Here is a 22715-nt window from a genome sequence, read left to right as displayed (position 1 = left end):
CGTTCCGCTGGTTGGATGACGGCATGAATGGAACACAGTCCATAGACGCCCCGTGGGGCGTGTCGGTGTTCGGTGCGGCGAGTGTGGATGCCGCGCCCGACCTGGCACGTCTCCGGGTCGCGATCGAGCAGACCAGGAACAAGCCCGGTGAGGCATTCGCCGCCACCCGGAGCGGTGTGAACCGGATCCGGGAGGTCCTGCGCGGGCACGGGGTGCCCGAGACCGCCGTGTCGACGTCGCGGCTGAACCTGTCGTCCCGGTGGAGCTACGGCGACGAGCGCAAGTTCCTCGGCTACGAGTGCACCGCCTCGTTCGTGATCGAGCTGCGGGAACTGGACATCCTGGAGACCGTTCTCATCGATGTCGTCGACGCGGGGGCCAACCAGGTCAAGGGAGTCGAGTTCGATGTGAGCACGAAGAAGGAACTGCGCGCCCGGGCGCGTACGGCGGCCGTGGCCGCGGCACGGGAGAAGGCCGCCCTGTACGCCGAGGCGGCCGATGTGCGGCTCGGACCCGTCATCCACATCAAGGACGTGGACTCCGAGCAACTGCAGAACTACCGCGGCCACGGCGGGCAGAGCGGCGGTGGTGAAGGCGACCTGACGCCGGGCAGGGTGTCCGTGTCGGCGGGCGTAGTGATCGGGCTTTCGCTCAGCAGCGGCTGAGGACGCGCGCCCCGGCGCGCGGAGCATGAGAGAGGCGGACAGTGAGCGCGGACCACCCAGGGGGGTCCGCGCTCCGCCATATCCGAATCCGAAACTTTCGCTGACACCCCGAACGTCTTTCGTCATGCGCGAGCATTATTACGGGAGACTCTGCCGGATGGATTCCCATACGTACCGGAGTCATACCGTCTGCGCAGGTCATCTCACCGCCTGCTCACAGATGAGCGGTTATTCGCTCGGAAATATTTCGGAAATGCAGCGTTGACGGTTCGTCACGTTGAGCGCATACTCTCCCTCGCGCCCCCTGCTGCTCCAACGCTCGTCCTCCCGCCGCGGGAGTGCCCACCGGGTGCACCCGCGGCGGCTGCACAGCACCTCGAACGGTCCGAACCACCTTGCCGGGTCCCCAGTTCCCTCCGCCCGGCAACCGGAAGAAGAGGCTGGAAACGTGATGGCCAAGAAGTCCCCCGGCGACCCCCTCGCCCGTCCGCACCTGCCGGCCCGTGCCAGAAGGGCGGTCTCGCTCATCACGGCGGGCGTCCTCGCCGCGGCGGGCGTGGTCTCGCTCGCCGGTACGGCCGAGGCGGTCGGCACGCTCGGCAACGCCGCGGCGGCGAAGGGCCGGTACTTCGGTACGGCGGTGGCCGCCAATCACCTCGGCGAAGCGCAGTACGCGTCCACGCTGGACGCCCAGTTCGACTCGGTGACGCCCGAGAACGAGATGAAGTGGGATGCGCTCGAAAGCACCCGCAACTCGTTCAACTTCTCGTCAGCCGACCAGATCGTCAGCCGTGCCCAGAGCAAGGGCATGAAGGTCCGGGGGCACACGCTCGTGTGGCACTCCCAGCTCCCCGGCTGGGTCGGCGGCCTGGGCACCGCCGATCTGCGTACGGCGATGAACAACCACATCACCCAGGTGATGACGCACTACAAGGGCAAGATCCACTCCTGGGACGTGGTGAACGAGGCCTACCAGGACGGCAGCAGTGGGGCCCGGCGCAGTTCACCGTTCCAGGACAAGCTCGGCAACGGCTTCATAGAGGAGGCGTTCCGCACCGCCCGCACGGTGGATGCCAACGCCAAGCTCTGTTACAACGACTACAACACCGACGGCCAGAACGCGAAGAGCAACGCGGTCTACGACATGGTCAAGGACTTCAAGGCGCGCGGTGTGCCGATCGACTGCGTGGGCTTCCAGTCGCACTTCAACAGCAACTCCCCCGTTCCCAGCGACTTCCAGGCCAACCTTCAGCGCTTCGCCGCCCTCGGTGTCGACGTGCAGATCACCGAGCTGGACATCGAGGGGTCCGGTTCGGCCCAGGCCGCCGGATACACCAAGGTGGTGAACGCCTGCCTGGCCGTGTCGCGCTGCACCGGCATCACCGTCTGGGGTGTCACGGACAAGTACTCGTGGCGCAGCAGCGGCACTCCGCTCCTGTTCGACGGCAACTACAACAAGAAGCCGGCGTACGACGCGGTGCTCGCCGCGCTCGGCGGATCCACCGGTGGAGGCGGTGGCGGCACCGGCAGCTGCACCGCCACGTACACCCAGACCGCCACCTGGAACGGCGGGTACAACGGACAGGTGACCATCAAGGCCGGCAGTTCCGCCATCAGTACGTGGACGGTGCCGGTGACCGTGACCTCCCCGCAGAAGGTCAGTGCCACCTGGAACGGCTCGCCCACCTGGGACTCGAGCGGAAACGTGATGACCATGAAGCCGAGCAACAACGGCAGCCTCGCCGCGGGTGCCTCGACGAGCTTCGGGTTCACCGTCGCGACGAACGGCAACACCTCCGCGCCCACCGTCGGTTCCTGCACCGCCTCCTGACCGGAGTCGGCCGCCGGCCGGAACGGGGCGCGTGAAACCCGCGCCCACCCGCCCCGTTCCTCATCACCGCCCCGCCCGGTCCCGAGACCTGGCGGGGCGGTTCGCCGCTATCCGGCCTCGGCCAGGGCGGGCGCGGGGGACGGTGCCGGAACGGCGGACGGCGCAGGTGCCGTGGATTCCCGTACCACCAGCCGTGGCCTGATCAGCAGCGACCGTCCGGCGCCCGGGGCCGAGCCGATCCGGGCCCGCAGCTGCTGGAAGGCTCGGCCGCCATCTCCGGAAGCGGCTGGCGGACCGTGGTCAGGGGCGGTTCGCGTCGACACGAGCGTGTACGGCAACACCATCACCGGTAACGCGGGCGGCGGCATCAAGTTCATGCGCACCCCGCAGGGCCCCGTGTGCACGAACACCATGAGCGGCAACACCGGTGGCGACGCGGTCGGTACGTACGCGAGCGAGTACGAGCCGACCGGCGCGTGCCCGCAGTGACCGGCCGGGGGCCCGCGAGACGCGGGGTACTGACGGCGGCGGGCGTGGCGGCGGTGGCCTTCGCCGCGCCCGGAGCCTCGCCCTCGCCGTGGCCGGGCTGCGCGAGGACGTGGCGGCGGCGGTGGCCGATGTGCCGTTCCTGTGTCACTTCCGGCGCGGCTCGCAGATCACGGACGCGGGGCCCTACGCCGAGATAGCCCGCTGGCTGTCGGGGCACCGCTTCCGGGTCGAGGAGGCGATGCAGACCCTGTCGTACTTCGACGGCGTCAACTTCGCGGCACGGGCGACCGCTCCGGCGTGGTTCTCGGTGGGGCTGATGGACCGGATCTGCCCGTCCTCGACCGTGTACGCGGCCTACCACGCCTACGCCGGTCCGGCCGAGATCGAGGTGTCCCCGTACAACGGCCACGAGGGCGGCGCTGCCGCGCAAGCTCTCCGCGCTGCGCGGCGTGTTCGGCCGGTAGGCGACGGCAGTCCGTCACCGGCCCAGCGCCGCCATGGCGGCGTTGTGGCCGGGCACCCCGCTGACCCCGCCGCCGCGCACCGCGCCCGCACCGCACAGCAGGACGTTGGCGTGTGCGGTCTCGACGCCCCAGCGGCCGGTGTCCCCTGTGGCGTACGGGAAGGACAGGTCCCGGTGGAAGATGTGGCCGCCGGGCAGCCTCAGGTCCTGCTCCAGGTCGAGCGGCGTCTTCGCCTCGATGCACGGCTCGCCGTTGCCGTCGAGTGCCAGGCAGTCGGCGATCGGCTCCTCCAGATGGGCGTCGAGTTCCGCGAGGGTGGCCTTGAGCAGGGCCGCGCGCGTGGCGTCGTTGTCGGCGGCGAAGAGCCGGGCGGGGGTGTGCAGCCCGAAGAGGGTGAGGGTCTGGTAGCCGCGTGCCGCGAGGTCGGGGCCGAGGATCGACGGGTCGGTCAGTGAGTGGCAGTAGATCTCGGACGGCGGGGCTGCGGGCAGCCGTCCCGCCGCCGCCTCGCGGTAGGCGTCGGCCAGTTGCCCGTACCCCTCCGCGATGTGGAAGGTTCCGGCGAACGCCCGGCGCGGGTCGACGGAGTGGTCACGCAGCTTCGGCAGCCGCGTGAGCAGCATGTTCACCTTCAGCTGCGCCCCCTCTGCCGGGGCCGGCGGCTCGTCCCCGAGGAGAGCGGCCAGGGCTTGCGGTGATGCGTTGACGAGCACCCTGCGGGCGCCCAGCACCCGTTCTCCGGCGGGCGAGCGGACGGTGACCTCGGCGTGGGACCCGTCGGTCTCGATACGGGTGGCCTCGTGCCGAACGCGGATCTCGGCACCCGCCGCCTGGGCCGCTCCGGCCAGGGCATCGGTGAGTGCCCCCATGCCGCCGACCGGGACGTCCCAGTCCCCGGTGCCACCGCCGATGACGTGGTAGAGGAAACAGCGGTTCTGGAGCAGGGACGGGTCATGGGCATCGGCGAAGGTGCCGATCAGGGCATCGGTCAGCACCACTCCGCGTACGAGGTCGTCGGTGAACCTCTCCTCCACGGCGACGCCGATGGGCTCCTCGAACAGCGTGCGCCAGGCTTCGGCGTCGTCGATCCGCGCCCGTAGCCCGTCGCGGGTCGGCAGGGGTTCCGTGAGCGTCGGGAAGGCACGCTCGGCGACCCGCTGCGTCATCGTGTAGAAGCGCTGCCAGGCCTCGTACTCGCGGTCGTCGCCGGTGAGTTCCGCGAAGGACGCCCGGGTGTTGTCGCCGCCGACGAGCAGTCCGGTGGCCCGTCCGCCGCGCACGGCCGGGGTGTACGAGGAAACCGTGCGCTTGCGGACGGCGAAGTCGAGACCGAGATCGCGGACGATCTTCTGCGGGAGCAGCGAGACGAGGTACGAGTAGCGGGAGAGCCTGGCGTCGATCCCGTCGAAGGGGCGGGTCGACACAGCCGCTCCCCCGGTGCTGCCGAGGCGCTCCAGGACGAGGACGGACTGCCCGGCACGGGCGAGGTAGGCGGCGGCCACCAGACCGTTGTGGCCGCCGCCTACGATCACCGTGTCGTAGCTGTCGTGCGCGGGTGTGCCGGGCGTGTGCGTCTCGTCTGTGGCCATGGGCCCTTCGTAACACGGAACGATCATCCCTGGCCAGAGGGCCGGAGAGTGTCGGAGTCCGGGTGCTGGAAGGGCGGCGCGGGGCGGCGGTGCGGGCCTGGTGCACCGGCACGCAAATCGGTGGGCGGCGCGGGGCGGCTGTGGCAGGGTGCTTTCCCGAAACGCTGTCCCCCGCCTTCGCTTGCCCGCCGCGCCCCGTCCCAGGAGAGTTCATGGTCACACCGGCACGCCTGATCCCGCTGCTCGAACAGTTCGACTGGGCGCGTGAACGCCTCGGCAACCGGATGGCCGGGCCCGTCGTGGACAGCGGCAACGGCACCGACGTCGAGGCCCCGCCGATGACCGACGAGGAGTACCTGTGGGAGCCGGTGCCCGGCTGCTGGTCGGTCCGTCCGCGTACCGCGGGTCCCGGACCGCGTGCGACCGCTCTGGCCGGCACCGGTGACTGGGGGCGCGACACGGCGGCTTTCCCGCACCCCTCGCCGCCGCCGTTCACGACCATCGCGTGGCGCCTGAGCCATCTCACCGAGCTGCTGGCCCTGCGCGCCGACCATTCGGCGGGCAGCCACAGTCTGACCCGGGACGACTTCCGCGTCGAGGGGCACGCGGCCGGGGCGCTCGCCGCCTTCTCGACCGCGGCCGCCGCGTGGCGAGCGGCCCTGATGGGCGCCGACGACACCGCGCTGGACACGGTCGGGTACAGCACGTACCCGCACGGCAGCGACCCGGAGGACCCGTTCATCGACATCGTCTGGTGGGTCAATCAGGAGCTGCTGCACCACGGCGCCGAGATCGCGCTGCTCCGCGACCTGTACCGCGGGCAGAACGTCTGACGCCCGCTCAGTGCGGCGGTATCCCCCGCTGCCTGCGCAGGGTCGCGACCCGCCGGTAGAGGTCCACCGCTTCGGTGCTGCGCCCGAGCTGTTCCAGGCAGTGCGCCTCGTCGTTGCGGCTGGCGAGCGCGTCGGGGTGGTCCGCTCCGAGGACCCGCTCACGGGCCTCGGCGACCTTCCGGTAGTCCGTGAGGGCGTCGGCCCATCGGCCCAGCCAGCCCAGGCCGACGGCGACCTCCCGGCGGCTGACGAGCGTGTCGGGGTGGTCGGGTCCCAGGGTGCGCTCCCGGATCGCGCACACCTCGCGTGATTCGACGAGCGCCTCCTCCCAGCGCGCCATCCGCCCCAGGTTGACGCCGAGTCCGTGCCGGGCGCGCAGGGTTTCAGGGTCGGCGGCTCCGTCGACCCGGGTGCGGTCGTCGACCAGCGCGCGGTACAGCGCGAGCGCCTCGGCGCTGCGGCCCAGCCTGCCGAGGCTGATGCCGACCTCGTAGCGGGCGGAGAGGGTGTCCGGGTGGTCGGCCCCGAGCACCACGGCACGGGCCTGCGCGACGTCGCGGTAGGTCTGCAGTGCCTCCGGCCACCGGCCCAGCTGGCCGAGCGTGTACGCCACTTCGTACAGCGTGACCAGGGTGTCCGGGTGGGTCGCACCGAGGAGGCGACTGCGGGCGTTCGCCACCTCGCGGGCCATGCGGTACGAGTCCTCCAGGCGGCCCAGCCTGCTGAGGTTGAACGCCAGGTTGTGGCGGCAGCGCAGGGTGTCCGGGTGGTCCGGGCCCATCGAACGCTCCCGGGAGGCGAGCACCGCCGCGTACACCTGGTGGGCTTCGAAGTGCCGGCCGAGCTGGCCCAGGACGTACGCCGTCTCCTGCCGGGCCGCAAGTGCCTCCGGGTGGTCGGGCCCCAGGGTGCGTTCGCGGCCGTCCGCGACCCGGCCGAACTCGCGCAGGGCATCCGTGGCGCGTCCGGTGCGGCTGAGGGTGAAGCCGACCTCGTACCGGCTGGCGAGGGTGTCGGGGTGGTCGGGGCCGAGCGCCTGCTCGCGTTCGGCGGCGACCGCGCGGTGCACTTCGCCCGCCTCGTCCCAGTGGCCGAGCCGCCCCAGGTTGAGGCCCGCGCTGTGCCGGCTGGCCAGGGTGGCGAGCAGCTCGGGCGACGGGGTGGGCCGGTCGGTCCGGGCCGCGGGAAGGCCGGCGGGCAGAACCCGCAGGCCGGTTCCGGTCGTCCAGGAGCCGGTCAGGCCGAGCGAGAGGTCGATGGGTGCGGTGCCCGGGGGTATCGCACCGGTCGCCTTGTGACCGGTGGTCATGTTGCGGGTCCAGGACGGCAGTCCCTGCGCGCCGCCCGCGGGCCGACGGCCGGGGTGCAGGACGGGGGCGGGCGGGGCGAGCCGGACCCTCCCGGTGTCCTGGCCATGCGTCTGCTCGCCGGTGCGTCCGAGCGTGATGCGCCTGCGCAGGTCGCCGGCGTCGGCCGGCCGGCCCTCGGGGGTCTTGGCCAACAGGTCCAGGACCACCCGGTCGAAGAACCCGGGAAGTTCGGCACGGTGGGTGCGCAGGGGCTCGGGCTGGGTGTCACGGTGTCCGACGAGGACCGCCCAGGCGTCGTCCAGGTCGAACGGCGGTACGCCCGTGGCAATCTCGTACAGCACACAGCCCAGCGAGTAGAGGTCGCTGCGGTGGTCGACCTCACCGCCGCTGATCTGCTCGGGCGACATGTAGTGCGGAGTGCCCATGGCGATGCCCGTGCCGGTGAGGCGTGAGGTGAAGCCGATGTCGTGTCCGAGCCGGGCGATGCCGAAGTCGCAGATCTTCACGGTGCCGTCGCCGAGCCGCATGATGTTGGCGGGCTTGAGGTCGCGGTGCACGATGCCCTGCTGGTGGGTGTAGCCGAGGGCGTCGGCGACCTGCTCCGCGATGTCGACGACGTCGGGTACGGGCAGCGGGTTCTGCTTGTTGTCCTCGAGGAGCTGGCTGAGGTTGCGTCCTTCCAGGAGCTCCATGACCAGGTAGAGGACGCCCTCGGACTCGCCGAAGTCGTGGACGACGGTGACACCTCGGTGCTGGAGCGCCGCTGCCACCCGCGCCTCGCGGCGGAAGCGTTCGCGCAGGATGCGGGTGAAGGACGGGTCGTGCTGGGGCACCATCGGTTTCAGGCACTTGACGGCCACCTGGCGTCCCAGGGACTCGTCCCGGGCACGCCACACCTCGCCCATGCCACCCCGCCCGATCAGATCGAGCAGCCGGTACCGGCTCTGGATCAGCCTGGTGTCCGCCATCGCCTGCTGTCGCCCCCGTCGCATCGCCTACTGCTGCGCCCTCCCCGGCCCGTCCAGTATGGCGGCCTGTCTGCGGAGTTTGTACGGGGCGGGGCGGCTCCCGGGGCCGAGTCGTGCCATCGCCTTCACAATGTGTCCGGGTGGCAGGCACCAGCGGATGCGTGCGGGAACGCAGCGCAGGGCGGTGCCGGTGGTGCGCAGGCGGCGGTCGACGACGTCCGGGGACGGCGCCCGCCTGCCGTACAGCTCGTGGGCGTACGGGGGCAGGGAGTCGTACGCGAGTGCCGCCACGCGCCGCCACAGCAGTGCGCGCGCCGGGGCCAGCAGGGCGTGGACCGGCGGGTTGCGCAGGAAGTCGTCGACGTCCAGCGCTTCCGGACCGGCGTCGAGTTCGGGGCGGACCCGGTCGAAGTAGGAGGCGAGTGCCACGGTCGTGGCGGGGACGCCGGCGGGGTCGAGGCCGACGAGGCGGGCGCTCTCGCGCTGTTCGAAGACGTACCGGTCGGCCTGGGCGTCGGTGAGCCGGAAGCCCGAGCGGCGCTGCACCTGGAGGTAGGAGTCGACCTCGGCGCAGTGCACCCAGAGCAGGAGCCCGGGTTCGTCGATGCCGTAGCTCTCGCCGGTCTCCGGGTCGGTGGCCTTGAGGAGACGGTGGATCCTGCGGACCCGGGCGCCGTACTTCTCAGCTGCCTGGGTGGTGTCGTAGGTGAGCGTGCCGACGAAGTCGGCCGTGCGCATCAGGCGCCCCCAGGCGTCCTTGCGGAAGTCGGAGTTCTGCATGACGCCGCGTACGGCGCGCGGGTGCAGCGCCTGCAGGTAGAGGGCGCGTACACCGGCGACCCACATCATGGGGTCCCCGTGCATCTGCCAGGTGACGGAACCGGGTCCGAACAGGCCCGGGTCTGCGTCGCTCATCGGCTCGTACCTTCCGCTCGGCTGTGGAACGGGGAGGCCTCGCGGCCGGGTCGTGCCGGGGCGCGGTCGTCGTCGGAAGAGCGTGCGAGGTGCTGCGCCACCCCGGCACCACTCCATGCATACCGCAACCGTGCACGTTCCGGGGAGGGGCCGGGCCCTGCGCGGGCACCCGGGGGGGGCGTGCCGCCCCCCCGGGTGCCCGCGGGTCAGCGTTTGACGGCCCGCAGGACCACGAACTTCGGGTCGCCCGCGACGGTGGTGCAGTTGCCGAACGTGCGGCGCAGCTGCGTGTGGTACCCGAGGTGCCGGTTGCCGACGACCCACAGTTCACCGCCCGGGCGCAGTGCGGCCCGCGCTCCCTGGAACATGGTGCGGGCGGTCGCGTCCGTGACCGCCTGGTGGGAGTGGAACGGCGGGTTGGTGAGGACGAGGTCGACACTTCCCGGGGGCACGTCCGCGAGCCCGTCACCGACGAGGAAGTCGGCCTTGGAGTCCGCCTCGGTGTTCGCCCGGAAGGTGGCCTCCGCGGAGGCCACCGCCTGGTACGACTCGTCGATGAAGGTGACGGACGCCTCGGGGTTGGCGAGCGCGGCGGAGGTGCCCACGACGCCGTTCCCGCAGCCGAGGTCGACGACACGGTCCGGACCGGTACGGCCGGGCAGGTGCTTCAGGAAGAAGCGGGTGCCGATGTCCAGGCGCTCGGCGCAGAAGATCCCGGCGTGATTGGTGACGGTCCGGCCGGAGACGGCGCCGACGTCGTCGGGCAGTTCGTAGCGGTACGGCCAGGGGCTGGGCGTCCGGGGCAGCGCCGGATCCGGGGTGCAGAAGATGAGCCGGGCCTTCTTCACCGCGAGCGACGTGCGGGTCGGTCCGATGATCCGCTCGAAGAGCTTGAGGGTGGAGGTGTGGATCTCCTTGACCATGCCGGTGCCGATGACGACGGTGCCGGCGTGGACGGCGGGAGCGAGTCTGTGCAGCTGGTCCTCGAGGAGCGCGAGACTCTTCGGCACCCGTACGAGCAGGACGTCGATGCGCTCCGGCGGGGTGTCGCGCGCCGACAGGAGCCGCACGGAGCCGGGTGCCGCGCCGTTGCGTGCCAGGTTGGCCAGGGTCGCACGCTGCGCGAGGTACGAGTCGGTGATCTGCACGGGGCCGTGTACGGCGAGCGCGGTCGCGAGGGCGCCCCAGCGGTCGCCGACCACGGCGACCTCTCCGGTCAGGTCGACCGGTTCGCCTCCCTCCGGATCCTCCAGCCGACGCAGCAGATACTCGTCGGCGGCGTCCCAGGCACGGAACGGGTCGCGCGGGTCCTCGGGGAATCGGGCGAGATCGAGTCCGCCCTGTGACGTAGTCAAACGGTTCATATTGCGTTCAGGCTAACCGAGTGGCGGGAAGCACCCCGCACGCTCCCCGCCCAGGGCCCTTACGGAAGCTGCTTGTCGATGGCCGACCGACCTTCCTCGGCCAGCCTGCGCTGCGCCCACTCCAGGGTCGCGGGGGTCAGATCCCGCCCGGAGGCGAGCACCAGATCCTCCGCGGCGGGCCGGTCGCTCCCACCGGTGTGCAGCAGGCGGTCCGGAGTCACCCCCCTGATCTCCGGCACGGGTACGGATACGGATTCGGACTCTTCGCTCATACCGCCTCCTCGTCCTTGCGGTAATTCTCGCGCCGGGGCGGCGTCGCCGCATCCGATGCCCCAGCTGCCGGGACGCCACGACGTCACTTGACTTGCACATGATAACTACGCAACGTTCACACGACTGGCACGGTGCGTGTGGAAGGCTCCCGGCTGACCAGACATCACATGGCCGCCGTGGCACCGCTTCCCCGCCTGTCTTCCCTGCCGGCGGCGCGGTTCCCGCAGCTTCGGAGAGGACACCCCACATGTCCAGTCGTCGCCGTTTCTACGCGCGTCCACTGCTGGCAACAGCTGCCGCGATCGCCGTCATCACCGGTGTCGCGGCCACCGCACCCGCCGCGACCCCCAAGGACGCGACTGCCGCCCCGGCGTCGCTCACCGCTCTCGACGACACCTACTACCAGGACGCGCTCGGCAGGACGGGCACCGCGCTCAAGAGCTCCCTGCACACCATCATCAGCGACCAGACCAAGCTCTCCTACAGCCAGGTCTGGGACGCGCTCAAGGCCACCGACGAGGACCCGTCCAACGCCTCCAACGTCATCCTCCTGTACACCGGCCGCTCCCAGTCCAAGAGCGGGAACGGGGGCGACACCGGCGACTGGAACCGCGAGCACGTCTGGGCCAAGTCGCACGGCGACTTCGGTACGGCGACGGGCCCCGGCACCGACATCCACCACCTGCGTCCCGAGGACGTCCAGGTCAACTCCATCCGCGGCAACAAGGACTTCGACAACGGCGGCAGCAGCGTGTCGGGGGCGCCCGGCAACTACACCGACAGTGACTCCTTCGAGCCGCGCGACGCCGTCAAGGGAGACGTCGCCCGGATGATCCTGTACATGGCCGTGCGGTACGAGGGTGACGACGCCTTCGCCGACCTCGAACCGAACGACAGGGTGAGCAACGGCTCGGCCCCGAACATCGGGCGGCTCTCCGTGCTCAAGCAGTGGAGTCAGGAGGACCCGCCGGACAGCTTCGAGCAGCACCGCAACGACGTCATATTCGACACGTACCAGCACAACCGGAACCCGTTCATCGACCACCCCGAATGGGTCGAGGCCATCTGGTAGGGCTCAGCCGGGGCCGGCCAGGGCCTGTGCGCAGCGTTCCACGGCCTCCTCGCGGGTGCCGTAGCGCGGCAGGTCCTGGCCGGTCCGCTCGCGGACGAGGTCGGGCGGGCCGAGCCGGTTGCCCGGGTCGACGACGGCGGCGCGGCGCCCGTCCTCGGCGAGACGGGCCAGACCGGCGTGCAGCAGGGTGACGGCCACGGAGTCGGCACCGGTCACCTCGCGCAGGTCGAGCACGACGGAGCCGGTCTGTTCGGGGCCCGACTCGTCCATGGCGTAGAGCACCCGCTCCGCGGCGGTGAAGTCGAGGGCGCCCTGCGCCGCGACGATCCCGACCCGTTCGTGCAGGGCGCGCTCGCGCCGGCTCGCGGGGGCAGAGGGCAGCACATCGGCGGTGGTGGCCAGCGTGACGGTGGAGCCCGGGAGTGCCGGGTTCCTCATGAGGTGGAGCCCGAGCCGCTCGGACAGGGCGCCGAGCGCGGCATGTCCGCGTACCGAGGTACCTGCCGGGTCCAGCAGCGGGCTGTAGGTGGCGAGGCCGAAGCGTGCCGGGCCCGCGGCGATCAGCCCGCCCGACACACCGCTCTTGGCCGGCAGCCCGACGCGCAGCAGCCAGTCGCCGGAGGCGTTGTACATGCCGCAGGTGGCCATGACGGCGAGGACCTGAGCGGCGACGGCCGGGGAGACGACGCTCTCGCCGGTGATCGGGTTGACTCCGCCGTGCGCGAGCGTGGCGGCCATCACGGCGAGGTCGACGGCGGTGACCCGAACCGAGCACTGCCGGAAGTAGGTGTCCACAGCGGCCACGGGGTCGACGCGCAGGGTGCCCGTGCTGCGGATCAGGTAGGCGAGCGCCCGGTTGCGGTCCCCGGTCGCCGCCTCGGACACGTACACCTCCTCGTCGACGTCCAGCCGTCGTCCGGCGAACCTGCTGAGACAGATCAGGATCCGGTCGAAGGCGGGGAGCGCCGGGGTACCGGGCACCAGCGCGGTGGTGACGATGGCTCCGGCATTGACCATGGCGTTGGCCGGCCGGCCGGTGCGGGGTTCCAGGCTGATGGCGTTGAAGGCTTCGCCGCTGGGTTCGGCGCCCACCCACCGGCCCACCTCGTCGAGGCCCAGTGAGGACAGGGCGAGCGCGTAGACGAAGGGTTTGGACACCGACTGCAGGGTGAAGGGGACACCGGCCTCACCTGCGCTGTAGCAGTGGCCGTCCATGCTGACGAGCGCCAGCCCGAAGTCGTCCGGGTCGGCTCTGGTCAACTCCGGGATGTAGTCGGCACGTTCTCCACCGCGCATGCCGGCGAACCGGGCGTGCAGTTCACGCAGGGCGTCCGTGACGGCTTCGGACGCGGTCATCCCGGATCCGTCCCGGCGGAGGGGGACGGCCTCCCTCCACTCATTGCGCGTCGTCACCGAAGATGTCGCGGAGCTTGGCCTCGCGCTCGGCGTCTAGGTTGCTGTGCAGCAGCTCGGCGCCGCCCCCCGGGAGGGACTCGCCGATCCGGCTGGGCACCTCGTTCATGGTGAGCAGGAAGAGCGCCGAAGTCCCGGGCGTCACCTTCTGCTTGACCTCGGCGATGAAGTCGTCGTCGATTCCGACGTCGGCGAGTTTCCCGCCGAGCGCCCCGGCCGCGGCTCCGATGGCCGCCCCGAGTAGCGGCATCAGGAAGATGAGCCCGAAGAGCATTCCCCAGAAGGTGCCGCTCAGCGCACCCGCGCCGACGAGGTTGATCAGCTGCTTCGTCCTCGGCTTCGAGCTCTCGGCGGGCCAGGTCACGACGGCGGCGTCCAGGATCTTGAGCAGGCCTTCCTTCTGGAGGGACTTCAGGGCCGTCTCCACGTTCTCGGCGCCCTCGGCCGACTGGAACTTCCACACGGTGAGCGTGGACATCGCGTACCTCCAGAGGGAAACGTAATAATTCGCTCATATTAGGATCAAAAGGTATGAATTGACTCGCTGAACGACCCGCACCTCTCCGTGGGAGCGGGCACCCCAGCACCGCGAACCCCGAACCCTCCGGGAGGGAACGATGGATACGGACGCCCTGACCGCCGGTCTGCTGCAGGAGCTGAGAGCGACCAGGCCCTATCCGGCCCTGTCCCTGACGATGCCGACCCACCGCCGGGCGCCCGACAACGCCCAGGACGCCGTACGGCTGCGCAACCTGGTGGCCGAGGCAGGCAACCGGCTGGAGGGTGACCCGCGCGTCACCCGCGAGGCCGGGGCCGCGGTGAAGGCCCAGCTCCAGCGGGCGGCCGAGGAGGTGGACCAGCGCCGCGCCCTGGAGGCTCTGGTCATCCTCGCCGACGCCGAGGGCTACCAGATCTGGCAACTGCCGCGCACGGCACCCGAACGGGTGGTCCTGAGCGACTCCTACCTGACCCGCAACCTGGTCGCCGCGAAGGCCGGGGCCCAGCTGTTCTGGGTGCTCGCCGTCTCCGCCGAGCACGCCACCCTGTGGTCCGGCACGAACGACGACCTGCGCGGCGAACAGATCGGCGGATTCCCTCTCACGGCTCCGCACGAGGCTCCCAACCCCCAGCGCGAGGAGCGGATCGGCGACACCCCGAGCACCTACAGCAGCGAGGACGCGCGCAACTTCCTGCGCTCCGTCGACGAGAAACTGCGCGCGGTGCTCGCGGCGGACCCGCGGCCGCTGTTCCTGGTCGGCCTCGCCCCCGCGCTCGCACTGCTCGACGAGGTCGGCGAGAGCGCCAAGTCGGCGATCGGGAGGGTCGCGAAGGGAACGACCCCGGAGACGACCGCGCCCGAGCTGCTCAAGGACCTGCGCCCCGCACTCGAGGACCGGCGGAAGCAGGCAGCCGCCGAGATCCAGGGCAGGCTCGACAACGCCCGCGGCAGCCGCTCCTTCGCCGGCGGACTCGACGAGGTGTGGGCAGCGGTACGCGAGGGCCGCGCCGGGCTGGTCGCGGTCGAGGAGCACTTCCAGCAGACGGTCAGGGTCACCGACGAGCACCTGGAGCCGGTCGACACGGCGGGCACCCGGGAGGTGGACGACCAGGTCCGCGAGGACATCGTCGACGAGCTCATCGAGGCGGCACTGGACAGCGGCTGCGAGGTGGCGTTCGTCGCGGACGACTCCCTCGCCGACCACGGCCGGATCTCGGCGGTCCTGCGCTTCTGACGGCGTGTCCCTACATGGAGATTATGTGAATTATCTCTAGGTTTGGCGCTCCAGGATCTCACTGATCACGCTTGTGCACGAAGGAGAGCCATTCATGGACCGATTCAGGCGCGCATCGGCGGCAGCCCTGCTGACAGCGGCGGTGCTCGCCGGCGCGGTGGGCGGGGCAGCGGCGTCGTCCGGTGTCCCCGCACCGCCCTCCGGGGCGAGCGCGGAGGACCTGGCGACACGGCCCGCACTCACCGCGCAGGTGACGCTGAACAGCGTCGGCGCCTGGCAGGAGTTCCGCATCCACGGTTCCGCCCAGAACATCCGCTCCGGCACGCCCATCGCCCTCCAGCAGAAGCAGGGCAAGCACTGGGTCTCGCTCCCCGCCACCATCAGGACCACCGGCAGCAACAGCTACAGCCTGCGGGTGAAGCTCGGCATCAAGGGCGAGAACGCGCTCCGGATCGTCGGCGGCGGCGCGGTCTCACCCGTCGTCCGCGCGACGGTGCGCTGAGCACCCGAACCCGCGGACACCCCCGCACGCCCCCGGCCGGCCCGCTTCCCAGCGGGCCGGCCGGGGTGCTGATACCGAACGCCCCTAGCGGACATCCGGCTCGGGGCCGTACCAGACCGTCGTGGCGTTGCAGAACTCACGGATGCCGTGCCCGGCCAGCTCCCGCCCGAAGCCCGAACGCTTGACTCCGCCGAACGGCAGGGCGGGATGCGAAGCGGTCATGCCGTTGAAGAAGACACCGCCCGCCTCCAGGTCGCGTACACAGCGGCTCGTCTCCCCCGGGTCGCGCGTCCAGACATTGGAGCTGAGCCCGAAGGGCGTGTCGTTGGCGAGGTCCACGGCTTCGTCCAGGTCCGCGACCCGGTAGACCGTCGCCACCGGGCCGAACGTCTCCTCCCGGTGGATGCGCATGCCGGGGGTGATCCCGGCCAGAACGGTCGGGGAGTAGAACCAGCCCCGGTCGAGGCCACCGGCAAGCCCTTCGGGCCGGCCGCCGCCGCAGAGCACGGTGGCGCCCTCGCGTACGGCGTCGTCCACCAGCTCCTCCAGGTCGGTGCGGCCCTGTTCGCTGGCGAGGGGGCCCACGTCGGTGGACTCCTCCATCGGGTCGCCCACGGTCAGGGCGCGCATCCCGGCGGTGAAACGCTCGGCGAACTCGTCGTAGACGTCGGCGTGGACGATGAAGCGCTTCGCTGCGATGCAGGACTGCCCGTTGTTCTGTACGCGGGCGGTGACGGCCGTATCCGCTGCCCGCCGGACGTCCGCGGACGGCAGGACGAGGAACGGGTCGCTGCCACCCAGTTCCAGCACGGTCTTCTTCACCTCGTCACCCGCGACGGAGGCGACCGCCCGGCCCGCCGGTTCACTGCCGGTGAGGGTCGCCGCGGCGACCCGGGGGTCGCGCAGGATCGCCTCGACGGCGCCCGAACCGACGAGCAGTGTCTGGAAGCACCCGGCGGGGAACCCGGCCCTGGTGAACAGGTCCTCGAGGTACAGGGCGGTCTGCGGCACGTTCGAGGCGTGCTTGAGCAGCCCGGTGTTGCCCGCCATGAGGGCGGGTGCGGCAAAGCGCATGACCTGCCAGAGCGGGAAGTTCCACGGCATCACCGCGAGGACGACGCCCAGCGGGCGGTAGTGCACATGGGCCCTGGACGCCCCGGAGTCCTTGACGTCCGCGTCCTCGGGGTGTTCATCGGCGAGCAGGCGTTCGGCGTTGGCCGCGTACCAGCGCATCGCCTTGGCGCATTTGGCGGCCTCCGCGCGGGCCGCCTTGACCGGCTTGCCCATCTCGGTGGTCATGGTGCGCGCGATGTCCTGCTGGTCCTCGTCGAGGAGATCGGCGGCCCGGTTCAGCAGGCGGGCCCGCTCGGCGAAGTGTGTGGTCCGGTAGCGACGGAACGCACGGTCGGCGGCCGCGAGCCTGCGCTCGGTCTCCTGCTCGTCCAGTGCGTCGAATGTCGCGAGTGTCTCGCCGTTCGCGGGATTGACCGTCGCGATGGGCATGGCAGTGGCCTCCTTGCATGGGTTCTCCGACCGTGCCGCGCCACGCCCTGCCGCGCAACGCGACCCGTGGTGCACACGTACCCGGCCGGCGCGGATCATGCGTGCGCGAGGCACGCGGTCCGCGCCGGCCGGGCGGGCGCCGGGCCGTTCCTCACACGAGGACGGGCACCGGATCGGGACGGCTGAGGAACGTACGGCCACCGGGGAGCGGCGTACGCGGCAGCAGTCCGGTGGTCCGCGGTGTCTCGGCGTAGCGCGTGAACCACACGACCTTGCCGTCGGTGGTCCGGCAGGTGCCCCAGCTGTCGCTGAGTGCCATGACCCGGCTGAGGCCACCGCCACCGCCGCTGAGCAGCCTGGGCATCCGGGAATCGTTGTCGGCCACGGACACCGTCAGATGGCGGCCGCTCCAGCGGAGTTCGACGACGCACTTGTTGTCGTCACCGACATGCCGCTGGACGTTGGTCAGGAGCTCGTCCACGGCCCGGCACACCGGCCGGACGTGCAGATCGAGATTCCAATGACGAAGGTGCGCGGCGACTATGCGCCGCAGCTGGGAAATGCGCTCTGCCGACACCTGCAGTTCGACCAGATAGTGCCGGTCGAGTGGAACGGTCATCGTCGAGGCTCCTCACCGCGAGGCCCACGTGCTTCACCCCGTCTGTACCAACGACCCCCGAACACGAAGCGTGAGCAGTATCCACTTCTGGGTCACTCATCAGGGTGACCCGAGGGGGCCGGTTGCGCAACCGAAGGACTGGGCAACGCTGTGTCACAGGTAGGGCAGCAGTTTGTCCGGGGTGAGCGGGAGTGTGCGCAGCCGCGCCCCGGTGGCGTGCCGCACGGCGTTCCCGATGGCGGCCGCCGTGCCGACGATGCCGATCTCGCCGATGCCCTTGCTGCCCATCGGGTTGAGGTGGGGGTCGTCCTCGTCGATCCAGTGCGCCTGGATCGCGGGGACGTCGGCGCACGACGGAACGTGGTAGGAGGCCAGGTCGCTCTCGGTGAAGTCCCCGTGGACGGGGTCCATGGTGCTGCCCTCGGTGAGGGCCATGCCGAGGCCCATCACCATGCCTCCGATGAACTGGGAGCGTGCGGTACGGGAGTTGAGGATGTGTCCGGCGGCGAAGACGCCCAGCATCCGGCGCACCCGGACCTCACCGGTGAGGGAGTCGACCGCCACCTCGGCGAAGTGGGCGCCGAAGGCGTGCCGGGCGTACGGGGACTCCTGTGCGGTCTCCTGTTCCGTGTCCGCCGTGACGGTGATGCCCTCCTGCGGTACCGGCCCGGTGTGTCCTGCGAGCCGGTCCGCGAGAGCGGTGGCCGCCTTGTGCACCGCCGACCCCCAGGACGCCGTGCCCGAGGACCCACCGGCCACGGAAGCCTCGGGCAGGTCGCTGCTGCCGATGTCGATCCGGACGTTCTCCTGCGGGGTGCCCAGTGCCGAGGCGGCGATCTGCGCCAGGACGGTGCGGGCGCCGGTGCCGATGTCGGTGGCGTTCACCCCGATATGGAAGGAACCGTCCGGCGCGGCATACGCGGAGGCGGCGGACTTCGAGACGAGCACCGGGTACGTCGCCGAGGCGACCCCGGTGCCGAGCAGCCATGACCCCTCCTGCCGGGCGGCGGGGCTCGGGTCCCGGTCGTGCCAGCCGAACCGCCTGGCCCCTTCGTTCAGACAGGCTGCGAGGTTGCGGCTGCTGAAGGGGCGTCCGCTGTCGGGTTCGGCCGCCGGTTCGTTGCGCAGGCGCAGTTCGACCGGGTCGATCCCCAGGGCGCAGGCCAGTTCGTCCATGGCGGATTCGAGGGCGTACATTCCCGGCGCCTCGCCCGGTGCGCGCATCCAGGAAGGGCTCGGCACATCGAGGGCGCTCACCCGGTGGACCGTGCGGCTGTGGGGCGAGGCGTACATCACGCGGGCCGGTACGGCGGCCTGCTCGACGAACTCCTTGATCGTCGAGGTGTGCGTGACGATCTCGTGGGAGACGGAGACGAGTACGCCGTCGCGGTCGGCACCCAGCCGCACCCGCTGGAGCGTGGGCGCCCGGTGGCCGACGATCGCCGCCATGTAGCGCCGGGGCAGGGCGAGTTGGACCGGGCGCCCGGTGTGACGCGCGGCCATCGCGGCCAGAACGGCCTGGGGGCGCGGGGTGCCCTTGGAGCCGAAGCCGCCGCCGACGTGCTCGGAGATGACGGTGATGCGGTTCCGCTCGATCCCCAGCGCCAGGGCGAGGCTGTCGCGCACCGTGCCGGAGCCCTGGCTCGAGTCGTGGACGGTCAGATGTCCGTCGGCCCACAGGGCGGTGGAGGCGTGCGGCTCCATGGGGTGGTTGTGCAGGCCAGGGAGCGTGTAGGTGGCGTCGATCCGTACCGGGGCGCCGGCGAACGCGGCGTCGGCGTCGCCACGTTCGCGTACAGCGGGGTGGCCCCCGTTGGCCTGCTCGGGGGTGTAGAGGCCGGGGTGGTCCCCGGTGAGGATCACGTCGTGGCCGGTCGTGCTGTACTCCACGCGGACGGCCGCCGCACCTGCCCGGGCGGCTTCGGGGCTCTCGGCCAGGACGAGGGCGACGGGCCAGCCCCGGTGCGGAACCCGGTCGTCCTGGAGGACCGAGAGGATCGGGTCGTCGGGTTCCTTCAGCCGCGGCGCGTTTTCCAGGGTGAGGACGGTGTGCACTCCCGGCACGGCGAGAGCGTCGTTGGTGCGGGTCGCGGTGACGTGCCCGCTCGGGACCGTGGCGGGGACGATCCAGCCGTACAGGCAGCCGGGCGGGGTGTGCTCCGCGGCGTACCGGGCCGTGCCGGTGACCTTGTCCCGGCCCTCGCGTCGGACGACGGGGGCGCCGGGCGGCTGGGCTGGGTGGCTCATGGCGGAGGTCCTCGGTTCGTCGGGGTCGGGCCGGGCGGCTCAGCGGGGCGGTGCGGGCAGGGCGGTGAGTTCCGCAAGGGCCCCGATCGCCAGATTGCGTGCCAGGGCCACTTTGAACCCGTTGTCCCGCAAGGGCACGGCGGCTTCGAGTTCGGTGTCCACCGCCTGGGCGAAGGTCTCGTCGGTAGCGGGTGCGCCCCGCAGCACCTCTTCTGCGGCCAAGGCGCGCCACGGCCGGTGGGCGAGCCCGCCGAAGGCGAGCGAGGCCTGCTCGACACGGCCGTCGCGGACGGTCAGCACGGCGGCGACGGAGGCGAGCGCGAAGGCGTACGAGGCACGGTCACGGGCCTTGCGGTACAGGGAGGCGGCGCCGTCCGGACGCGGCGGCAGCACCACTTCGGTGATCAGCTCGCCGGGCCTGATCACGGTGTCCTGGTCCGGATTGCCGCCCGGCAGCCGGTGGAAGCCGGTGACGGGCACGGTCCGTTCGCCCTCGGGTCCGTGCAGCCGGACGGTGGCGTCGAGGGCCGCGAGGGCGACCGCCATGTCCGAGGGGTTGGTGGCGACGCATTCCCGCGAGTGGCCGAGCACCGCGAGATCGCGATGGGTTCCCTCTCGGGCCGGGCAGCCGGAGCCCGGAGTTCTCTTGTTGCAGGGCTTGGAGACATCCTGGAAGTACGGGCACCGGGTGCGCTGGAGCAGATTCCCGCCGGTCGTGGCGGTGTTTCTCAGCTGCCCGGAGGCACCGGCGAGGAGAGCCTGCGACAGGGCGGGGTATCCGGTCCGTACAGCGGGGTGGGCGGCGAGGTCACTGTTGCGTACGGTCGCACCGATCCGGAGGCCGCCGTCGTCCGTCCGCGTCACCCGGTCCAGCGGGAGCCGGCTGACGTCGATGAGCAGGCCGGGCGACTCCACGCCGAGCTTCATGAGGTCGACGAGGTTGGTGCCGCCGGCGAGGAACCGGGCTCCGGGGCGTTCGGCACAGGCGCGGACGGCCTCGGCCACGGAGCCGGGGCGCAGATAGGCGAAGGGTTTCACGGGGCCACGTCCTCGATCGCTCGGACGATGTGGGGGTACGCGCCGCACCGGCAGAGATTGCCGCTCATCCGTTCGCGGATCTCCTCCGGTCCGAGGACCGCCGGGCCGTCGGGGGCGGATGCCGTGCTCGGGGTGACGTGGGAGGGAAATCCGTCCGCCGCCTCGCCGAGCATGCCGACCGCCGAGCAGATCTGTCCGGGGGTGCAGTAGCCGCACTGCAGGGCGTCCCTCTCCAGGAAGGCCGCCTGCAGTGGGTGCAGCCGGTCGCCGTCGGCCAGCCCTTCGACGGTGGTGATGCGGGCGCCCTCCTGAGCGACGGCGAACAGCAGGCAGCTGTTGGCGCGGCGGCCGTCGACGAGCACGGTGCAGGCACCGCACTGACCGTGGTCGCAGCCCTTCTTCGAACCGGTGAGGCCGAGGTGGTCGCGCAGCGCGTCCAGCACCGTGGTGCGGTGATCGAGCGTCACCGTCCGTGCGGTGCCGTTGATGTGCAGGGTGAAGGTCGAGCGGGTGTCCGGAAGGGGAACCTGTCCGGCGTCGGGATCACCGTTCCCGGGGGTGAGGTCGTCCATGGACGGGTGCCTTCCGGTCTCGTGCGGTGCGGGCATCACGCGGGGCCGCGGCTCTCCAGCCGCAGCCGGATCTCCTGTTCCTGGTCACCCGCGGCCGTCCCCACCACCCGGACGGCGAAGGTGTCCGCCAGGTGCTGACGGAGGCGGTCGACCGCCCAGTAGCCGCCCTGCGCCTCGACGGTCACGGGTGCGGACAGCTGCGTGGGCCGGGCACCGGCGAGTTCCTCGGACACGTCGACGGTCGCCGTCCACACGGTCGGGCGTGTCGTCGACGCCTCCTCGGGGGTGTCGCTCGCGGCGCGGTCCGAGACGAAGGCACGGCGCAGCACGTCGAACACGGTGCGCGCGTCCTCCTTCGGGCAGCCGGTCACCGCCACCACTACGTCGCCGCTCTCCCGGTGCTCCTGTGCCTGTGCGTCCGTGCTGTTCACAGTGGTTCCTTTCGGCTTCGAGGAAGGCGATACCGCTGCCGGGGCGCATCGTCACGAACCTGTCGGCCGGTTCACTCGTGCGAGCCCATGTGGAGGGCCAGACGACGGCCGGGTCCGGCCGACGACGCGGTACGCGGGGCTGCGGATCCCGAGCAAACGGGCACTCCGCCCCGTTCGGACGCGCGGGCGCGGCCTGCCACGGAGCGCACCCACTCTCCAGGCTCACCCGGTGGCTGCGTGTCGGCGACACGCGCAGGTTCAGCCGGCGGAAGGACCTGCCGAAGGGGTCGACCCGTTCCCTCGTGATCGTGTAGCCGGTTCCGCCCGCGTGAAACACATTCACCAGGACACCGTCACAAAATATGAATTACCTTCGCCAACTGTCTGTTTTCGATCCTCCCGGGTATCCGCCATGCATGGACGTAACAAACGGAGTCAGGGATTCTCTCGCTGTCACCCTTGCCGGGCCCGGCACGATCGGGGTTGTCGTCGGCATCGCGGGACTTGCCGTGGCGGTCGTGCTGATCGGCGCCTTCTGGTGGGGCATGCGGCGCCGGGACCAGGAACTTCCGCCGCCGCGCCCCGAGGAACAGCCTCACCGCCCCGATCACCGGACGGAGATCCGGGAGAGCGACAAGCACGGCTCGGACAGCTTTCCCGACAACGGCCGGGGACTCTCGCCCTACGAGCTCGGCGACCACGGCAACGAGGTGATCCCGCCCGACACCGACCGCCCGCGTGACCGAGACACGGGCGCCTGAGCCCGAGCGCGCATCCTGCCGCGACCTCCTCGCCTCCTCGACGGCGAGGAGGTCGCGTGTTGCGGGAGCGGTCGGCACACATGAGGCTGGTGCTGGCCCCCGCGGCACCGAAGAAGTCATGCC

The 22715-nt window shown here is 71.2% G+C and carries 21 protein-coding genes and 1 pseudogene; 9 read left to right on the top strand and 13 right to left on the bottom strand.

Features of this window, described 5'->3' with window-relative positions; all coding sequences use genetic code 11:
- The first annotated feature begins 23 nt into the window (after positions 1-23).
- The 4 genes and pseudogenes from OG844_RS42925 to OG844_RS42910 form a co-directional block, all read left to right on the top strand.
- Positions 24-665, top strand: a complete 642-nt coding sequence (locus OG844_RS42925) for an SIMPL domain-containing protein (protein ID WP_406387845.1) — start codon at positions 24-26, stop codon at positions 663-665.
- Positions 666-1116: 451 nt separating this feature from the next.
- Positions 1117-2496 carry an endo-1,4-beta-xylanase gene (locus OG844_RS42920; RefSeq protein WP_406387846.1) on the top strand — a complete coding sequence of 460 codons (1380 nt, stop codon included), beginning with the start codon at positions 1117-1119 and terminating at the stop codon, positions 2494-2496.
- A gap of 327 nt (positions 2497-2823) precedes the next feature.
- On the top strand, positions 2824-2985 hold the full coding sequence (locus OG844_RS42915) for a hypothetical protein (RefSeq protein WP_406387847.1): 162 nt from the start codon (positions 2824-2826) through the stop codon (positions 2983-2985).
- Positions 2924-3358, top strand: a pseudogene (locus OG844_RS42910) (acetylxylan esterase); the annotation flags it as partial. The gene OG844_RS42915 and the pseudogene OG844_RS42910, both read left to right, overlap by 62 nt.
- 105 nt (positions 3359-3463) lie before the next feature.
- Here the strand turns inward: OG844_RS42910 and OG844_RS42905 are convergent.
- Positions 3464-5038 (bottom strand): phytoene desaturase family protein, encoded by a 1575-nt coding sequence (locus OG844_RS42905; RefSeq protein ID WP_406387849.1) that lies wholly within the window; start codon positions 5036-5038, stop codon positions 3464-3466.
- 212 nt (positions 5039-5250) lie between these two features.
- Between OG844_RS42905 and OG844_RS42900 the strand changes: the two genes are divergently transcribed.
- Positions 5251-5871, top strand: a complete 621-nt coding sequence (locus tag OG844_RS42900; RefSeq protein WP_406387851.1) for a DinB family protein — start codon at positions 5251-5253, stop codon at positions 5869-5871.
- A gap of 7 nt (positions 5872-5878) precedes the next feature.
- Here the strand turns inward: OG844_RS42900 and OG844_RS42895 are convergent, their stop codons facing one another.
- The 4 genes from OG844_RS42895 to OG844_RS42880 all read right to left on the bottom strand — a co-directional run bounded on the left by OG844_RS42895 (position 5879) and on the right by OG844_RS42880 (position 10700).
- Complete coding sequence (locus OG844_RS42895) at positions 5879-8149, bottom strand: tetratricopeptide repeat protein (RefSeq protein WP_406395973.1); 2271 nt, start codon at positions 8147-8149, stop codon at positions 5879-5881.
- Positions 8150-8176: 27 nt separating this feature from the next.
- Positions 8177-9064, bottom strand: a complete 888-nt coding sequence (locus OG844_RS42890; protein ID WP_406387852.1) for an oxygenase MpaB family protein — start codon at positions 9062-9064, stop codon at positions 8177-8179.
- Between the two features lie 206 nt (positions 9065-9270).
- Positions 9271-10428, bottom strand: a complete 1158-nt coding sequence (locus OG844_RS42885) for a methyltransferase (protein WP_406387853.1) — start codon at positions 10426-10428, stop codon at positions 9271-9273.
- Positions 10429-10487: 59 nt separating this feature from the next.
- Complete coding sequence (locus OG844_RS42880; RefSeq protein WP_329214348.1) at positions 10488-10700, bottom strand: hypothetical protein; 213 nt, start codon at positions 10698-10700, stop codon at positions 10488-10490.
- A gap of 248 nt (positions 10701-10948) precedes the next feature.
- On the opposite strand from OG844_RS42880, the gene OG844_RS42875 reads away from it, so the two are divergent.
- A complete protein-coding gene (locus OG844_RS42875) occupies positions 10949-11773 on the top strand; it encodes an endonuclease I family protein (protein ID WP_406387854.1) in 825 nt (274 codons plus the stop codon).
- A gap of 3 nt (positions 11774-11776) precedes the next feature.
- Here the strand turns inward: OG844_RS42875 and glsA are convergent, their stop codons facing one another.
- Entirely contained in the window at positions 11777-13129 is a 1353-nt protein-coding gene (gene glsA / locus OG844_RS42870; RefSeq protein ID WP_406387855.1) for a glutaminase A, read from the bottom strand.
- 40 nt (positions 13130-13169) lie between these two features.
- Positions 13170-13664 carry a DUF1269 domain-containing protein gene (locus OG844_RS42865; RefSeq protein WP_406387856.1) on the bottom strand — a complete coding sequence of 165 codons (495 nt, stop codon included), beginning with the start codon at positions 13662-13664 and terminating at the stop codon, positions 13170-13172.
- Positions 13665-13803: 139 nt separating this feature from the next.
- On the opposite strand from OG844_RS42865, the gene OG844_RS42860 reads away from it, so the two are divergent.
- On the top strand, positions 13804-14919 hold the full coding sequence (locus tag OG844_RS42860; RefSeq protein WP_406387857.1) for a chemotaxis protein: 1116 nt from the start codon (positions 13804-13806) through the stop codon (positions 14917-14919).
- A 94-nt stretch (positions 14920-15013) separates the two neighbouring features.
- Positions 15014-15421: a hypothetical protein gene (locus OG844_RS42855; protein ID WP_406387858.1), complete on the top strand. Its 408-nt coding sequence runs from the start codon at positions 15014-15016 to the stop codon at positions 15419-15421.
- 84 nt (positions 15422-15505) lie between these two features.
- Here the strand turns inward: OG844_RS42855 and OG844_RS42850 are convergent, their stop codons facing one another.
- From OG844_RS42850 to OG844_RS42825, 6 genes are all read right to left on the bottom strand, one after another.
- A complete protein-coding gene (locus tag OG844_RS42850) occupies positions 15506-16924 on the bottom strand; it encodes an NADP-dependent succinic semialdehyde dehydrogenase (protein ID WP_406387859.1) in 1419 nt (472 codons plus the stop codon).
- Positions 16925-17075: 151 nt separating this feature from the next.
- Positions 17076-17543 carry an ATP-binding protein gene (locus OG844_RS42845; protein ID WP_406387860.1) on the bottom strand — a complete coding sequence of 156 codons (468 nt, stop codon included), beginning with the start codon at positions 17541-17543 and terminating at the stop codon, positions 17076-17078.
- 153 nt (positions 17544-17696) lie between these two features.
- Complete coding sequence (locus OG844_RS42840; RefSeq protein ID WP_406387861.1) at positions 17697-19790, bottom strand: xanthine dehydrogenase family protein molybdopterin-binding subunit; 2094 nt, start codon at positions 19788-19790, stop codon at positions 17697-17699.
- Positions 19791-19829: 39 nt separating this feature from the next.
- A complete protein-coding gene (locus tag OG844_RS42835) occupies positions 19830-20828 on the bottom strand; it encodes an FAD binding domain-containing protein (protein ID WP_406387862.1) in 999 nt (332 codons plus the stop codon).
- Positions 20825-21400 carry a 2Fe-2S iron-sulfur cluster-binding protein gene (locus OG844_RS42830; RefSeq protein ID WP_406387863.1) on the bottom strand — a complete coding sequence of 192 codons (576 nt, stop codon included), beginning with the start codon at positions 21398-21400 and terminating at the stop codon, positions 20825-20827. Before OG844_RS42830 ends, OG844_RS42835 begins: the two co-directional genes overlap by 4 nt.
- Before the next feature lie 35 nt (positions 21401-21435).
- A complete protein-coding gene (locus tag OG844_RS42825) occupies positions 21436-21831 on the bottom strand; it encodes a hypothetical protein (RefSeq protein ID WP_406387865.1) in 396 nt (131 codons plus the stop codon).
- Between the two features lie 416 nt (positions 21832-22247).
- Between OG844_RS42825 and OG844_RS42820 the strand changes: the two genes are divergently transcribed.
- Positions 22248-22592: a DUF6479 family protein gene (locus tag OG844_RS42820; RefSeq protein WP_406387867.1), complete on the top strand. Its 345-nt coding sequence runs from the start codon at positions 22248-22250 to the stop codon at positions 22590-22592.
- Positions 22593-22715: the final 123 nt, after the last annotated feature.

It is taken from the genome of Streptomyces sp. NBC_00887 (assembly GCF_045207585.1).
The sequence above is the reverse complement of the archived record's forward strand: the minus strand, read 5'-3'. Positions and strand labels throughout refer to the sequence as shown.

Bases quoted from the DNA above. Each gene is read 5' to 3' on its own strand.
- OG844_RS42925 (WP_406387845.1), top strand. From the start codon at position 24: ATGAATGGAACACAGTCCATAGACGCCCCGTGGGGCGTGTCGGTGTTC.
- OG844_RS42920 (WP_406387846.1), top strand. From the start codon at position 1,117: ATGGCCAAGAAGTCCCCCGGCGACCCCCTCGCCCGTCCGCACCTGCCG.
- OG844_RS42905 (WP_406387849.1), bottom strand. From the start codon at position 5,038: ATGGCCACAGACGAGACGCACACGCCCGGCACACCCGCGCACGACAGC.
- OG844_RS42900 (WP_406387851.1), top strand. From the start codon at position 5,251: ATGGTCACACCGGCACGCCTGATCCCGCTGCTCGAACAGTTCGACTGG.
- OG844_RS42895 (WP_406395973.1), bottom strand. From the start codon at position 8,149: ATGGCGGACACCAGGCTGATCCAGAGCCGGTACCGGCTGCTCGATCTG.
- OG844_RS42890 (WP_406387852.1), bottom strand. From the start codon at position 9,064: ATGAGCGACGCAGACCCGGGCCTGTTCGGACCCGGTTCCGTCACCTGG.
- OG844_RS42885 (WP_406387853.1), bottom strand. From the start codon at position 10,428: ATGAACCGTTTGACTACGTCACAGGGCGGACTCGATCTCGCCCGATTC.
- OG844_RS42880 (WP_329214348.1), bottom strand. From the start codon at position 10,700: ATGAGCGAAGAGTCCGAATCCGTATCCGTACCCGTGCCGGAGATCAGG.
- OG844_RS42875 (WP_406387854.1), top strand. From the start codon at position 10,949: ATGTCCAGTCGTCGCCGTTTCTACGCGCGTCCACTGCTGGCAACAGCT.
- glsA (WP_406387855.1), bottom strand. From the start codon at position 13,129: ATGACCGCGTCCGAAGCCGTCACGGACGCCCTGCGTGAACTGCACGCC.
- OG844_RS42865 (WP_406387856.1), bottom strand. From the start codon at position 13,664: ATGTCCACGCTCACCGTGTGGAAGTTCCAGTCGGCCGAGGGCGCCGAG.
- OG844_RS42860 (WP_406387857.1), top strand. From the start codon at position 13,804: ATGGATACGGACGCCCTGACCGCCGGTCTGCTGCAGGAGCTGAGAGCG.
- OG844_RS42855 (WP_406387858.1), top strand. From the start codon at position 15,014: ATGGACCGATTCAGGCGCGCATCGGCGGCAGCCCTGCTGACAGCGGCG.
- OG844_RS42850 (WP_406387859.1), bottom strand. From the start codon at position 16,924: ATGCCCATCGCGACGGTCAATCCCGCGAACGGCGAGACACTCGCGACA.
- OG844_RS42845 (WP_406387860.1), bottom strand. From the start codon at position 17,543: ATGACCGTTCCACTCGACCGGCACTATCTGGTCGAACTGCAGGTGTCG.
- OG844_RS42840 (WP_406387861.1), bottom strand. From the start codon at position 19,790: ATGAGCCACCCAGCCCAGCCGCCCGGCGCCCCCGTCGTCCGACGCGAG.
- OG844_RS42830 (WP_406387863.1), bottom strand. From the start codon at position 21,400: ATGGACGACCTCACCCCCGGGAACGGTGATCCCGACGCCGGACAGGTT.
- OG844_RS42820 (WP_406387867.1), top strand. From the start codon at position 22,248: ATGGACGTAACAAACGGAGTCAGGGATTCTCTCGCTGTCACCCTTGCC.